8 protein-coding genes are annotated in these 13,947 nt (G+C 60.9%); 2 read left to right on the forward strand and 6 right to left on the reverse strand.

Annotated features, from left to right (window positions below; genetic code table 11):
• Positions 1–12: 12 nt before the first annotated feature.
• Both glyA and EGM97_RS02810 read right to left on the reverse strand, forming a co-directional pair.
• Entirely contained in the window at positions 13–1,266 is a 1,254-nt protein-coding gene (glyA, locus tag EGM97_RS02805; protein ID WP_238960812.1) for a serine hydroxymethyltransferase, read from the reverse strand.
• A gap of 174 nt (positions 1,267–1,440) precedes the next feature.
• Complete coding sequence (locus EGM97_RS02810) at positions 1,441–2,160, reverse strand: TraX family protein (protein WP_238960811.1); 720 nt, start codon at positions 2,158–2,160, stop codon at positions 1,441–1,443.
• Between the two features lie 195 nt (positions 2,161–2,355).
• Here EGM97_RS02810 and EGM97_RS02815 point away from each other — a divergent pair, with 195 nt between their 5' ends.
• Positions 2,356–3,396, forward strand: coding sequence for a threonine aldolase family protein (locus tag EGM97_RS02815; protein ID WP_238960810.1), 1,041 nt, complete (start codon positions 2,356–2,358; stop codon positions 3,394–3,396).
• A gap of 111 nt (positions 3,397–3,507) precedes the next feature.
• On the opposite strand, the gene gbcB is transcribed toward EGM97_RS02815, so the two are convergent.
• Positions 3,508–4,608: a glycine-betaine demethylase subunit GbcB gene (gbcB, locus tag EGM97_RS02820; protein WP_072389922.1), complete on the reverse strand. Its 1,101-nt coding sequence runs from the start codon at positions 4,606–4,608 to the stop codon at positions 3,508–3,510.
• Between the two features lie 283 nt (positions 4,609–4,891).
• Here gbcB and gbcA point away from each other — a divergent pair, with 283 nt between their 5' ends.
• The gene (gene gbcA, locus EGM97_RS02825; protein ID WP_238960809.1) at positions 4,892–6,187 is read left to right on the forward strand and encodes a glycine-betaine demethylase subunit GbcA; all 1,296 of its coding nucleotides are present in this window, start codon (positions 4,892–4,894) and stop codon (positions 6,185–6,187) included.
• 100 nt (positions 6,188–6,287) lie between these two features.
• On the opposite strand, the gene EGM97_RS02830 is transcribed toward gbcA, so the two are convergent.
• The 3 genes from EGM97_RS02830 to EGM97_RS02840 form a co-directional block, all read right to left on the reverse strand.
• Positions 6,288–7,532, reverse strand: a complete 1,245-nt coding sequence (locus EGM97_RS02830; protein WP_238960808.1) for a metallophosphoesterase — start codon at positions 7,530–7,532, stop codon at positions 6,288–6,290.
• Between the two features lie 27 nt (positions 7,533–7,559).
• Positions 7,560–9,428 (reverse strand): c-type cytochrome, encoded by a 1,869-nt coding sequence (locus EGM97_RS02835; protein ID WP_238960807.1) that lies wholly within the window; start codon positions 9,426–9,428, stop codon positions 7,560–7,562.
• A gap of 138 nt (positions 9,429–9,566) precedes the next feature.
• Positions 9,567–13,019: a GMC oxidoreductase gene (locus EGM97_RS02840; protein ID WP_238960806.1), complete on the reverse strand. Its 3,453-nt coding sequence runs from the start codon at positions 13,017–13,019 to the stop codon at positions 9,567–9,569.
• Positions 13,020–13,947: the final 928 nt, after the last annotated feature.

Raw genomic sequence — 13,947 nt, forward strand, 5'->3', positions numbered from 1 at the left:
TCCAAAACCGACTCAGCGATAAACCGGGAAGTCCGCGCACAGGGCTGCCACTTGCTGGGCAACATTGGCCTCGACATCGGCGTCGCCGAGGTTGTCGAGGATGTCGCAGATCCAGCCGGCCAGCGTCACGCATTGGGTAACCTTGAAGCCGCGAGTGGTCACCGCCGGGGTGCCGATGCGCAGGCCCGAGGTCACGAAGGGCGACTGCGGATCGTTCGGCACGGCGTTCTTGTTGACGGTGATATGAGCGCGACCCAGGGCGGCGTCGGCGTCCTTGCCGGTCAGGCCCTGACGGATCAGGCTGACCAGGAACAGGTGGTTATCGGTGCCGCCGGACACTACATCGTAGCCGCGCTTGATGAACACGCCAGCCATGGCCTGGGCGTTCTCGATCACTTGCTGTTGGTAGGCCTTGAAGCCAGGCTCCAGCGCTTCCTTGAAGCACACGGCCTTGCCGGCGATCACGTGCATCAACGGGCCGCCCTGGGCACCTGGGAACACGGCGGCGTTGAGTTTTTTCTCGATCTCTTCGTTGGACTTGGCGAGGATCAGGCCACCACGGGGACCGCGCAGGGTCTTGTGGGTGGTGGTGGTGACCACGTCGGCGTAAGGCAGCGGGTTCGGGTACAGACCGGCGGCCACCAGACCAGCCACGTGGGCCATGTCGACGAACAGCAAAGCACCGACCTTGTCGGCGATCTGACGGAAGCGTGGGAAGTCGAGGGTCTTGGAGTAGGCCGAGAAACCGGCGACGATCATTTTTGGTTTGTGCTCCACCGCCAGGCGCTCGACTTCGTCGTAGTCGATCAGGCCGGTGGTGGTGTCGATGCCGTATTGCACCGCGTTGTAAAGCTTGCCCGAGGACGACACTTTGGCGCCGTGGGTCAGGTGACCGCCATGGGCCAGGCTCATGCCCAGGATGGTGTCGCCGGCTTGCAGCAGAGCCAGGTACACGGCGCTGTTGGCCGAAGAACCGGAGTGCGGCTGGACGTTGGCGTAGTCGGCGCCGAACAGTTGCTTGGCGCGCTCGATCGCCAGGGCCTCGACCTTGTCGACGTGCTCGCAGCCACCGTAGTAGCGCTTGCCCGGATAGCCTTCGGCGTATTTGTTGGTCAGGCCACTGCCCTGAGCCTGCATGACGCGCTTGCTGGTGTAGTTCTCTGACGCGATCAGTTCGATGTGATCTTCCTGGCGTTGCTCTTCGGCGTTCATCGCCGCCAGCAGTGCATCATCGTAACCCTGGATCTGGTCTTGCTTGCTGAACATCGCGTCTCTCCCAGCGGCGTCATTGCGCCTTTTGTCTTGGTGAGGCACCGCCCGTTCGACAGTGCCCTTTGGATGCGATGGTATGGCTGGCGCAGGCAGGTCAAATGCCTATGGACGCCACGCAACGGCGCGTTTACGACATGGCATATGACGCGATCCCCTCGCCACAGATCTTTAACTCAGCATTGCGTGGGTGATCACTTGGCGAACCGCGAGCAGAACCAGAAAATGCGCCGGATAAAGTGCATAAGCCCAACGCCGCATCGCCGGCGGACGAACACGACCCGCCTGTCGCAAAAGCAACAGCCCTAGCCCCGGCGCAAACAGACAGCCCAGCAAGCCCCACACGGCCACTTCGTTGCCGAGCCATGCCGCGCCATACAGAACACGCCATTGATTGGCCGCCACGCACACAATTCCCGGCAGCAGGGCCAGGTACCAGGGCCGACGCAACACCAGCACCATTGCCCACGGCAGCAGAACGCCAAAGACGCCGAACATCAGCCGCGACGAGAACAGCGCCGCCAACAATAATGCTGCCACCGCCAGCATTCGCGCCTGTCGCGTCGGAATCTGCCAACCGCGTGCGACCAACAAACCCAGGACCAGGGTCGGCATTACATTGAGGGTCGCGGGGTCGGGGAAAAACAACCGGTAGGGAATTTCGCTTATGGCGCTGAACAGCAGCAACCAGCCCAGGTAGCGCCCTCGACCAGCGTTCGGCCCGCTGCGCGCCAGATTGACCGCCATCGCCAGGCAAAACCAGGGGAATGCCAACCGCCCCGGCACGTACAGCCAATCGGCGGAGAAACCGACATATCGCAGATGATCGAGCACCATCGCCAGCAGAGCCAGCCACTTGAGCAGGTCGAGGGCACCGTCGCGCTGGTTCATGCGGGAGGAAACTCGATGACTTTATGACTTGCTGACAGAAACATCCGGTGTGTTCCCCCACTAATCTTGGGTAAAGTGCGCACCAACATCGAACACGGCGTCGTGGACCCAAACACGCCGGACCATAGGATTCCCCACACGGGAATTCCGCCAGGGATCTCTTTACCCAGGACTCTCTACCTAAGGAGCAAGGCCATGACCGACAAGAGTCAACAGTTTGCCAGCGACAATTACTCAGGCATTTGTCCCGAAGCCTGGGCCGCCATGGAAGAAGCCAACCAGGGCCATCAGCGCGCCTACGGCGATGATGAGTGGACCCATCGCGCGGCGAATGATTTCCGAGCCTTGTTCGAAACCGACTGCGAAGTCTTCTTCGCGTTCAACGGCACGGCAGCCAACTCCCTGGCGCTGTCCTCACTCTGCCAGAGTTACCACAGCGTGATCTGCTCGGAAACCGCCCACGTCGAAACCGACGAGTGTGGCGCACCGGAGTTTTTCTCCAACGGTTCCAAGCTGCTACTGGCGCGTACCGAAAACGGCAAGCTGACGCCCGAGTCGATCCGCGAGATCGCCCTCAAGCGTCAGGACATCCACTATCCCAAGCCGCGGGTCGTAACCCTGACCCAGGCCACCGAAGTCGGCAGCGTCTACACCCCGGATGAAATCCGCGCCATCAGCGCCACTTGCAAGGAGCTGGGCCTGAACCTGCACATGGACGGCGCGCGGTTTTCCAATGCTTGCGCCTTCCTCGGTTGCACCCCGGCGGACCTGACCTGGAAAGCGGGCGTCGACGTGTTGTGCTTTGGCGGTACGAAAAACGGCATGGCGGTGGGCGAAGCAATCCTGTTCTTCAACCATGACCTGGCCGAAGACTTCGATTACCGTTGCAAACAGGCCGGGCAACTGGCCTCGAAAATGCGTTTCCTGTCCGCGCCCTGGGTCGGCCTGCTGCAGAACGATGCCTGGCTCAAGCACGCCCGCCACGCCAACCACTGCGCGCAATTGCTGGCGCAATTGGTCAGCGACATCCCTGGCGTGGAACTGATGTTCCCGGTCCAGGCCAACGGCGTGTTCCTGCAACTCTCGGAACCGGCCATCGCCGCCCTCACCGCTCGCGGCTGGCGCTTCTACACCTTCATCGGCAAGGGCGGCGCACGGTTCATGTGCTCGTGGGATACCGAAGAAGCACGGGTGCGGGAATTGGCGGGGGATATTCGGGAAGTGATGGCGGGCTAGAAGGTACACACTCAAGGCCTGTCAGAACAGGCCTTTGTGGCGAGGGGATTTATCCCCTCGCCACAGATGAATCCCATTGCCACAGGGAAACCATCGACATCTGAAAGCCGATCAAAAGTCGATCCGCACATCCCCTTTCGGCACGCTGCAGCACGACAGGATGTAGCCTTCGGCCTCGTCGTCCTCGGTGATCCCGCCGTTGTGGTCCATCTCCACTTCCCCGCCCAGTTTCAACACCTTGCAGGTACCGCAGATGCCCATGCCGCAAGCCTTGGGAATCATCATGCCAAGCTTGGCGGCCGCGGCGTGGACGGTTTCGCCCGGCGCCACGCGAATGCTCTTGCCCGAGGAGGTGAATTCCACCAGGTGCAAATCCGCCGCATCGACTTCCGGCGCCTCGGCGGCCTGTTCGGCCTGCTCCACCGCGTCGGCACGGGCTTCCGGCGGCGTGGCGCCGAAGGACTCCTCGTGATAACGCTTCATGTCAAAGCCGGCATTTTCCAGCAGGCGCTTGACCGCGTTCATGTACGGCGTCGGGCCGCAGCAGAACACTTCGCGCTCAAGGAAGTCAGGCGCCATCAGTTCCAGCATCTTGTGGTTCAGGTAGCCGCGATAACCCGCCCACGGCTCGCCCAGGCCGTGTTTCTCGCAGATCAGGTGCAGGCTGAAGTTGTCGATCCGCGACGCCATGTGCTCCAGCTCGCGGTGATAGATGATGTCCTTCGGCGAACGGGCGCTGTGGATGAACACCATGTCGACGTTGCCGTTGGTGTCGTAGTACCAGCGCGCCATGGACATCACTGGCGTGATACCGACGCCGCCGCTGAGGTAGAGCACTTTCGGGGCAGAGAAATCGATGGCATTGAACAGCCCCACCGGCCCGTGCACCGCCAGCTCCTGGCCTTCGTGCAGGGTGTCGTGCAGCCAGTTGGAAACCTTGCCCCCCGGCACACGCTTGATGGTCACCGAAAAGCTGTAAGGCACCGAAGGCGAGCTGGAGATGGTGTAGGAACGCATGACCTGCTGGCCTTCGATTTCCAGCTCCAGCGTTACGAACTGCCCCGGTTTGAAGAAGAACATGATCGGCTGGTCGGCCATGAAGCAGAAGGTACGCACATCCCAGGTTTCCTGGATGACTTTGACGCAACGCACGATATGTCGGCCATTGGCCCAGGTCTGGGTGGTGACCGGGTTCAGGAAATTATTGGACATACTGTTCTCCACGGCCGACTGCCGGCCTTCATGGTGGCGATTGTGCGCAGGCGCCGGGAGCGTCGTTTACCTATTCGCGACATCCACGTACTTATCGCGACCAGCCCCCAACCACCGGGGCTTGCGCGTCGGGAACAGATTGGGCCATGTCGCCCATGGATAAGGTTCCGGCCCTGCGCGGCCCCACACTCGCCCCAACAGACAAACAACGTTTTCTGCCTTGCGTAGCACAACCGATTAGCCATATTTCGCCGGCCACACAGATGGCCATGAGGATAAAACGATGGACGTAACCACAACCCTGAGCCTGGGCGATCCGCTGGAACCCGCACGCAAGGCTACCGCACAGATGCTGCAGGAACGCGAGCGCACGTTCTCGCTGCCGCAGCCGTTCTATTGCGATGAACGCCTGTTCGACATCGACATGCAGGAAATCTTCCAGAAGGAATGGCTGATCGCCGGCATGACCTGCGAGATCCCGACCAAGGGCAACTACCTGACCCTGCAGGTAGGCAAGAACCCGATCATCGTGATTCGTGGCGCCGAAGGCGTGGTGCATGCGTTCCACAACGTCTGCCGTCACCGTGGCTCCCGGTTGTGCACCAGCGACAAGGGCAAGGTCGCCAAACTGGTCTGCCACTACCACCAGTGGACCTACGAGCTGGACGGCCGCCTGCTGTTCGCCGGCACCGAAATGGGCGCCGACTTCGACATGAAGCAGTACGGCCTCAAGCCCGTGAACGTGAAGACGGCCGGTGGTTACATCTTCATCAGCCTGGCGGAAAACCCACCACCCATCGATGACTTCCTGTCCACGCTGAGCCACTACATGGAACCGTACGACATGGAAAACACCAAGGTGGCGGTGCAAACCACCTTGATGGAAAAAGCCAACTGGAAACTGGTGCTGGAGAACAACCGCGAGTGCTACCACTGCGGCGGCTCGCACCCGGAATTGCTCAAGACCCTGCTGGAATGGGACGACGTCACCGACCCGCGCGCCGACCAGGCCTTCAAGGACCACGTGGCCGAATCCGCCGCCGCCTGGGAAGCCGAGAAGATCCCTTACGCCCACAAGAGCTTCGGCCTGCGTAACCGCATCGTGCGCATGCCACTGCTCAAGGGCACCGTGTCGATGACCATGGACGGCAAGCAGGGCTGCGCCAAGCTGATGGGCCGCATCAAGAACCCGGACCTGGGCTCGATGCGCATCCTGCACCTGCCGCACTCGTGGAACCACTGCATGGGCGACCACATCATTGTGTTCACCGTGTGGCCGATCAGCGCCCAGGAAACCATGGTTACCACCAAGTGGATCGTGCACAAGGACGCGGTCGAAGGCGTGGACTACGACGTGGAGCGCATGCGCCAGGTCTGGGACGCCACCAACGACCAGGACCGTCGCCTGGCCGAAGAAAACCAGCGCGGCATCAACTCCACCGCCTACCAGCCAGGCCCGTACTCCAAGACCTACGAGTTCGGCGTGGTGAACTTCGTCGACTGGTACAGCGGGCGCATGCTCCACAACCTGGGGGCTGAACCGGCGCCGTACCTCAAGGACATCAAGGTCCAGGCCTAAAAGCTTCGCGAGCAAGCCCGCTCCCACAAGGGATTTTCAGCGCAATGAAGATCCAGTGTGGGAGCGGGCTTGCTCGCGAAGGCAGCCTGAGCCGCACCGATCACTTCGAAGACCAGCGCACCGACCCATCCTCGCCATAGAACGTCTCTTCGATGTTCTCCCCCACCAACCGCACCTTCACATACCCGTTCAAGACCCGCTCCGGATACGCCGGATCCCCCGCCAACTCCGTCTCCGACCACAGCACCCGGGCATGCCCGTTCAGTTCGCTGGTGGTGCCGTAGGGAATCGCCCCATGTCCGGCGCAACGTGCGTGCAAACCGCCTTGAGGCGCGTAGCAGATGCCGTTGTGCAAATGCCCCCAGTACCAGTAGTCCGGCTCGCGCCCGAGGGCGTCGCACACCGGTTGATAAAGCGCAGTCTTGTGGTGTCCGGAAATATCGAAACCCTGGTGATGACTGAGCACCATCAGTTTCTTGCGTATGGGCAGGCCTTTCATCCAGTTGATCTGTTGCTCGTTGAGGGTGCCGTCCATGTACAGGTTCATGGCATCCGAGGCATAGGCGGTGTCCAGGCCGACCACCAGCCAGTCGTCGTTGTACAAGGCAAAGTAGCTGGTGCCTTGTTGCACCGGAAAGCGCTTGGCCAGTTCCTTGAAATAGCCATGGGCGCCGCTGTACATCTCGTGGTTGGAGTTGAGGGTGAACGAGCCGTGCTTGCCTTGGGGCCAGCCCGCCATATCGACATCTTCCTGGGACTGAGTCCCGGCGTAATACACATCCCCCAGGTGAATGGTGAAATCGGCCTGGGCCAACTGCATCTGATTGGCTACGGCTACCGCCGGCGCGTGACTGTCGAAAGGTCCTGTCCCCCAGTCGCCGGCAATCGCCAGGACCACATCGCTGTCCATTTTCACCAACGCCGGATTGGTCGCGAAGGTTGCGTGATGGCGCAGGTTCTCGATCCATTTGAGCAGCGCCTCGCTCCACAGCAGGTCCAGCAATTCCCATTTACGACAGCCCAGCAAGGTGCCGTCCTTGAGTACACGGGTCGGCAACTCGTCCTCGCTTTGCGGCAAGGGCGTGGCGTTGCCGATCTTCAGGATCGACAGACCGTGGGCCAGTTCCCATGGGACGGCCGGTTCGTCATCCGGCAGGTCACCGTGCTCGATGACGTGCCGGGCCTGGTCATGACCCCGTTGCAACAGTTTGACGATGGCCTGGAACTCCTCGGGCTCCAGGTCGTTGACGAGTTTTTTCCAGGACATTTCCAGGCGCGTGACCAACCCGTGCAACCGGACCTTGACCTTGTCGAACTCATGTTCCAGATGATGCAGTAATGACATGTGAACGCTCCTTCGCAATGCCCTGGGTCACAGGGTTTTCATGAACTCGATCAAGGCCCGTTTGTCGACGTCCGACAGCTGCGTGCCATACAGGTGGCCGCCGTTGTGATTGCCTTCCAGGCGAGTGTCGTATTTGAAGTCCGCCGATGCTTTCATCTGCTCGCCACTGGTGATGAAGCCCACTTTCTCCGGGTCGTAGATGTCGGAGCCGGTGTAGAACACCTGCGGACGCCGTTCCGGCGGCTGCAACAGATCCCACAAGGTCGGTACAGAACCGTTATGCAGGTACGGCGCCCGCAACCAGATACCGTCGGTGGGCGTGTTGCTGTAGCTCTGGGTCTTGCGGTAGGCACCGAAGTCGAACGGCGGCTTCTTGAAGCCGTGGAACGCATCCACCAGCCCCGTGGTGAAGGAGTTCAGGCGATGGGGATCGGTGCCCAGTTGGTCGATGTTGGTGGTGACCTGCCCGGTGTCGGCGCGACCGAAGTCATGGCAACCGGCGCAGTTCTGCTCCCAGATCGGCTTGCCCTGGGCAACTTTTGCCTGATCCAGGGCGAACGGCCAGGCCGGCGCCTTGTGGCCCAGCAGCCAGTTGGTGACCCGGTTGAAACTCGGCGGCAGCACCGATTCCGGCGTCGCGCCCACCGCCATGGCCGCGGCGTAGTTGCGCTCGTGGATCTTGTTGTTATTGCCGTCCCAGTGCAGGTACATCGACTCCCGGGGTTTCTGGTTCCAGACCTGCGGCAAGTCCACGGTGCCGATGGTGGAATCATCCGGGAAGCCGAACACCACCATCTTGGTCGGGTTGAACGTGTCGGTCCGTCCCGGTCCCTGGGCCGGGCGCAGCTTCTGCCAGGCGTAGGCCTGCTTCTGCTTGATCAGCGCGCTCTTGGCCATCGGGATGATCAGGTAGCGGTTGTACAGTTTCTCGAAAAAGCCCAGCTGGAATTTGGCGTTGATCGCCGTCATTACCGCATCGGTGGTGAATTTCGGGTCACTGGCGCAGTCGTAGGCGAACCACTGGAAGGCCTGCAGTTGCAGCGTATTGGCCGGTGCGCTGGCGACCGGGATCGCTACGTCAGTGGCATTGGCCCGATAGGACCCGGTGTGGCACAAGGCGCAGTTCGGCTCTACCGTGGGGTAACCGAGCTGCCGCTTGGCCATCCCGATGGGCAGGTCGTTGCCGTTTTCATAGAGGAAACCGAACACCTCGTAGCCACCGGGCTTGGGCATTTTTTCCGGGCACATCTGCGGCAGCACGGCGAACAGGTAGTAAGGAATCCGCGCCTCGATGCCCAGCCCGATGGCCGCGTATTTGTAATGGTCCTCGTCGGACTTGAAGTCCGGTTGCGGCACCTCTCGTATCATCTGATACCAGGTCTGGTAGCCGATAAACCCCAGCATCAGCACCACGACCAGCGCACCGACCTTGAAGCCATGGCTTTTCCAGCGTTGCGCCCAGCCTTCGCGCCACGCTCGCCACCCGGCGCAAAGCAAGGCCAGCGGGCGATTGGCGACCGGACTGCCCAAATACAGCAGGGTCCCCAGCACCAGGAACATGGTCAGGTCGCCCATCAGCATCGGCTTGAACAAAGGGCCCTGGCTGTTGGTGTTGATCAGGTAGATCCAGAACACCACCGCCACCAGCCGCGACAGCACGCACAGCCAAGAATGGATCACGAAACGCGGCGCGTTGAACCCGGAAGGCATATAGAAGAGGCTGATCCCCACCAGCAACATGCCGGTGTTTTCCAGCCAGGGATCGGACAATACGGGGGGCAGGCCGAGCATGGACGTCAGCAACGCCGGCGCGAACAGCGCCGGAATCGCGAAGACCATGTTCATGACAATCCCGACCCAGATGATGCGTTGGAACCAGCGGATGTAAGTATTCATGGGCATCCTTTTTCCTTGGATCTATTCATGAAATGCGGCGTTCTTCAGTCCGCTTTCGCGAGCAAGCCCGCTCCCACAGAAGATTGCATACCCCTGTGGGAGCGGGCTTGCTCGCGAAGAAGGCGACTCGATCTGAAGTCAACCCAGCGCAGTCTTCTCCAGGTGCCCAAGGATGATCGGATACACATCCACCACCGCATCCTTGCCGAAGATGCAGTCGATATGGCCGTAGCCCGGCACTTCATGGCGGCTGAACAGTTGCGGGCCGTGCATGTCGCACAGTCGCTCGTAGGTCTTGAGGGTGCTTTGCGGCAGGTAGCATTGGTTGTCGGCGCCGCTGATGAAGCAGATCGGCAGCTTCAGCCGGTCGAAATGCGGCATGTAGACGTCGTTGCCCTTGAAGTCCACCAGATGCCCCTTGCGCACGATCAGGGCCAGGTGCTCGAAGGTGTGCATGTTCGACTCGCCGAACAACTCATGAAGATTGTCGTGCAGGGTTTCATTAAGGGTGTCGTGGCGATACAACGAGGCGTACATGAAGGTGATGCGGTGGCAAACCGGGTTGGTGCAGTAGCCCTGGGCCTCGATCCGGGCATAGCCATTGAGGGCCTTGTCGTAGAGTTTGTTGAACCAGTTCTCCTTGGTGTCGGCATAGGCCGTCAGTGATTTGATGCCGATGGCGTCGAGCATCCCCGGCAGATGCAGGCCGGCCTTCAGACCGGTGGCGGTGGCGACCACCGTGTCGGCGGCGATCTGCGAGCAGACCACCGAGCGCACCCCTTGCAGGCCCGCCAGCATCGACATGAAGAAGGTCGTCGCGCCATAGCAATGCACCACGCACTGCACGTCACGGGCCAGGGTCGCCTGCTGGATCTGCTCGATGGCGGCCTTGAAGTCGTACTGGGCCACCTGGTCACCGTTCCATTCCCGCTTGCTGGCGGGCAACAGAATGCTCACCCGCAGGTCCAGCAGCCAGACGTCGTACTCGTGCTTGCACAGGTATTCCAACAGATTGGTATGGATGGTGTCGGTGGAAAAGATGTTCGAGCCCACACCCAGGCCATGCACCAACATCACCGGGCCCTTGCTGCCCGCCTGGTAGCGGGTCAGACGCAGTTGGACGTGGTCTTCTGTCTCGAAGAAATGCACGGTCGGCGCCGGCGCGTCCAGCGGCCGCTTGATGCGCGGCGGCGCATCCGGGTTGAAGTAGATGTCGCCGGCAAACACCCCGCCATAGCTCTCCCACAGGATACCGGCGAAGAACTTGCCGAACCGCGCCAGGGCGTCCAACCGTTCGCGCTCGTTACGTGCGTTGAGCACTTTCATGGTGGTCATCTGCTTGGCGAAGTCGGTTGGCAGAATGTGCATCACCCCCGAACCGATCACCGCGCCGGTCTTGTCCGGCCCGTGGTAAAGCGTGACATAGAGGGTACTGGTATCGTGCCAGATGTTCAGCACGCCGTTGTCCTCGGGCACGGTTTTGAAGGCGCTGAAGTAATAGTCGCTGCCGTCCTCGGCGGTCAGTTTCATGTCGTAGTTCATGTGCCGCACGCCGACCTGTTCCTGGTATTGCTCGAACAGATTGAACACCCCGTTGCTGGCCACCAGCGGTTGTGGCGAGATCAGCGGCGCATCCAGGGTGCCAACGATGGTCGCGGCGTGTTCGGGCTCCTTGATCAGGCGATTGAGGTCATCGGCGGTGATGGTCAGCGTGAACTCGATGGGCGAATTGTCTGCCTTGCCACGCTTGGCCGCCGCTTCGTACAGCGTAAGGTCGGTGCCCTGCGGCTGGGTGAACGCCGTAGAGAAAAAGCCTTTCATGGTTTCAGTGAACTGCACCCCGAGGGTGGGCGCCGCCACCGGTTTGCGCGGCGCCGAAGGCAGGGTGTAGTCGATCAGCCAGCCATGATCGGCCGCCAGCAGCGCCATGTTGCGCTCGCTCACCGCCGAAATGGTCAGCAGCGGGTTGACTGCCAGGGACGTCGGGATCACCGCACCGTCGGCCACGTACAGGTTGGGGTAGACCTCCGTGCCGCTGGCACCGCTGAACACCTGCCCCTTGTGATTGACCACGCCCTGGGTGGCATCCTCACCCATCACGCAACCACCCAGCGGGTGAACCGAAACGATGCTGTGCTTGAGCAGCTTGGTCCAGATCGGGTTCTCGACCCAGATCCCGCCCAGCGCCTTGGTGCACTGGTGCAGGCGCTCGTTGCCCAGGGTGACGTTCTCCTGCTCGCCGACGCCGGGCCAATCAATGCGCAACTGATCCTTGTCGTCGAGCACCATGCGACCCTTGCCGTTGTCGTGGCTCATGATCAGGTAGGTCTGCATGTTATGCAGCGCGCCGTGATAGGGACCGCGCAGGAAGCTTTCGGCCTCCCGTCCCTTGTATTTGAGGCTGGCACCGAAGCCGGTGTCGGTGGGTACGCCGATCATCCCGGCGAACGCCGCCATGCTCGGCACCATCGGCCGGCCGAGGGCGCCGGGGATCGAGCCTTCTTCGATGACCATGCGGCTGCGCCAGTCACCCTCGGTGCGCATGTCGATGATCGAGGTGATGCACGGCCCCACCGGTTCCAGCTCCTTGGCCGAATGGGCGCCGAAGCCAATGCCGTTGATGGTCTGGTCGCAGTTGTGGCCGAACCCGAGGATGTCGCCATTGCCGCTCATGTTTTCGCCCAACTGATTGGACATCGACAGGCCCTTGGCCCGGGAGCGCAGCATGATTTCGGTAGTGCCCAGGGTGCCGGCGGACACCACCACAATGTCGGCCCGCACGAACAGCGTTGGCGCCGAGAACAGCTCGCGGCCGCTGTCCAGGTACTGGAAGTGCACGATCCAACCGTTGCCGTCGCGCTCCAGGTGGCGCACCTCGGCCTGGCAGAAAATCTCCGCGCCGAGGTTCCAGGCATCGGGCAGGTAATTCATCAGCGTGGTGTTCTTGGCCTTGTTGTTACAGCCCGAGACGCAATCGCCGCAACCATTGCACGGCAATTGTTCGACGCCGACGTGGTTGAGGTTGTTGGGCAACTTGTCGAACGTCACGTTGATCGGCGGCTTGTAGAAATGGGCGCTCTGCTTGAGATAGTCGGCCGATTTACTGTGGGCATCGAGCTTGGGCAGGTTCGGCTCCGAGGCCGGATAGGCGTTGGGCTTGAGCATCTCGCGGGCCCGGGCATAGCCTTCCTTGAGCAACGTGTCCTGATGGTCACGTACCGCCTGTGGCCAGCGCGGATCCTCGAATACACCAGGCTCCGGCTCCAGCGAGACGTTGGCATTGATCAGCGAAGTGCCTCCCAGACCGCAACCGACCACCACGTTCTGCTGAGCGTTGACGTGCAGGTCGTACAGCCCGGTGCGCGAGCCAATGTGACCGTCCGGGTCATGAACCTGCAACTCCTCGGTGGCCGCGAGCATGGTGTTGGGGTACTCGCCGGGCTGGATCTCCCGACCACGCTCCAACAGACACACCTTGCGTCCGGCCCGGGACAGGCGCGAGGCGGCGATGCCGCCGCCATAACCTGAACCGATGACGATCACATCGTAATGTTCCTGGATTTGGCTGATGGGGGTCGATATCCGTGTCATGTTCAAGTCCTCTCAGGCGGAAGGGGCAACTCTGCGGTTGCCTGTCGATCAGGCGTACAGACGCCTGGCCACTCTCCCTGTGGGATTGAGCGGCAGTCAGCGGTGCTACAGGGAAAAACCAGATACGTATCGACGCGCTATAGCCGCGCACGCTGATGAATAGCGCGCCGTCGGGGTAACAGCGCGGGAGGCGTCGGGACGCACTTCACAGGGGGGACCACGCAAAAACGGGAGAGCGGGTTATCCATCGTGTGTTCTCCCTGAACTTGGCATGGATAAGGAAGCGATGTCCTTGTGCCATTGGAGTGAAGACAGGCGACAGCGCCCCGTCAAGGCAGTTCCTTAGAACTGTATGAAATTTGATCTATTGCGGTTTGAGCTAAGCCCGGCGTGATCCGCAGCCTTTGGCAAACATGTTATCCACAAGCCCACCCACAGCTATTGGGGAAAAGTACGTCTTCTCGGGCGATATCCTGATCGACAAAGCCATATAAAACCGTGAGTTATGAACAGGGGAGCCGTTGGCTGCGCGCAGATCATTTTTTGATCAAATTCGTTAACCCCTTGATTGGCTTGGCCTACAGGGCGGAGCGAACACCTTATCCACAGATGCACCAACAGCGTTTGGGGGTAAATTTGACGTTTCTGTGGAAAACAGCCTCTACCCTCTATAACTCGCCGCTTTCCAGGGAAAATTGCGGTGTCACCCAGGTGTTTGATCATTTAATGATCAATCACCTGGAAGGTGCGTACTGCATGGCTTGCAGACAATGGCGAACATCTTATCCACAGAAACGCCAACAGAGATTGGGGGCAATTGTGGGTGGCCTCAGCCCACTAGCGGCCAGGAAAACCCAGGAAAAACCGTGAGTTAGACTGGTTATTTTTTGAGCGAAGGCTCGAAGGGCTTGATTGACGTGGGGTATGG

The sequence above is a fragment of the Pseudomonas sp. AF32 genome (genome assembly GCF_022342325.2).
GTDB classification, from domain to species: domain Bacteria; phylum Pseudomonadota; class Gammaproteobacteria; order Pseudomonadales; family Pseudomonadaceae; genus Aquipseudomonas; species Aquipseudomonas uvaldensis.

What these genes read in the sequence shown, in the direction of transcription:
- glyA (WP_238960812.1), bottom strand. Translation starts at nt 1,266, where the DNA reads ATGTTCAGCAAGCAAGACCAGATCCAGGGTTACGATGATGCACTGCTG.
- EGM97_RS02810 (WP_238960811.1), bottom strand. Translation starts at nt 2,160, where the DNA reads ATGAACCAGCGCGACGGTGCCCTCGACCTGCTCAAGTGGCTGGCTCTG.
- EGM97_RS02815 (WP_238960810.1), top strand. Translation starts at nt 2,356, where the DNA reads ATGACCGACAAGAGTCAACAGTTTGCCAGCGACAATTACTCAGGCATT.
- gbcB (WP_072389922.1), bottom strand. Translation starts at nt 4,608, where the DNA reads ATGTCCAATAATTTCCTGAACCCGGTCACCACCCAGACCTGGGCCAAT.
- gbcA (WP_238960809.1), top strand. Translation starts at nt 4,892, where the DNA reads ATGGACGTAACCACAACCCTGAGCCTGGGCGATCCGCTGGAACCCGCA.
- EGM97_RS02830 (WP_238960808.1), bottom strand. Translation starts at nt 7,532, where the DNA reads ATGTCATTACTGCATCATCTGGAACATGAGTTCGACAAGGTCAAGGTC.
- EGM97_RS02835 (WP_238960807.1), bottom strand. Translation starts at nt 9,428, where the DNA reads ATGAATACTTACATCCGCTGGTTCCAACGCATCATCTGGGTCGGGATT.
- EGM97_RS02840 (WP_238960806.1), bottom strand. Translation starts at nt 13,019, where the DNA reads ATGACACGGATATCGACCCCCATCAGCCAAATCCAGGAACATTACGAT.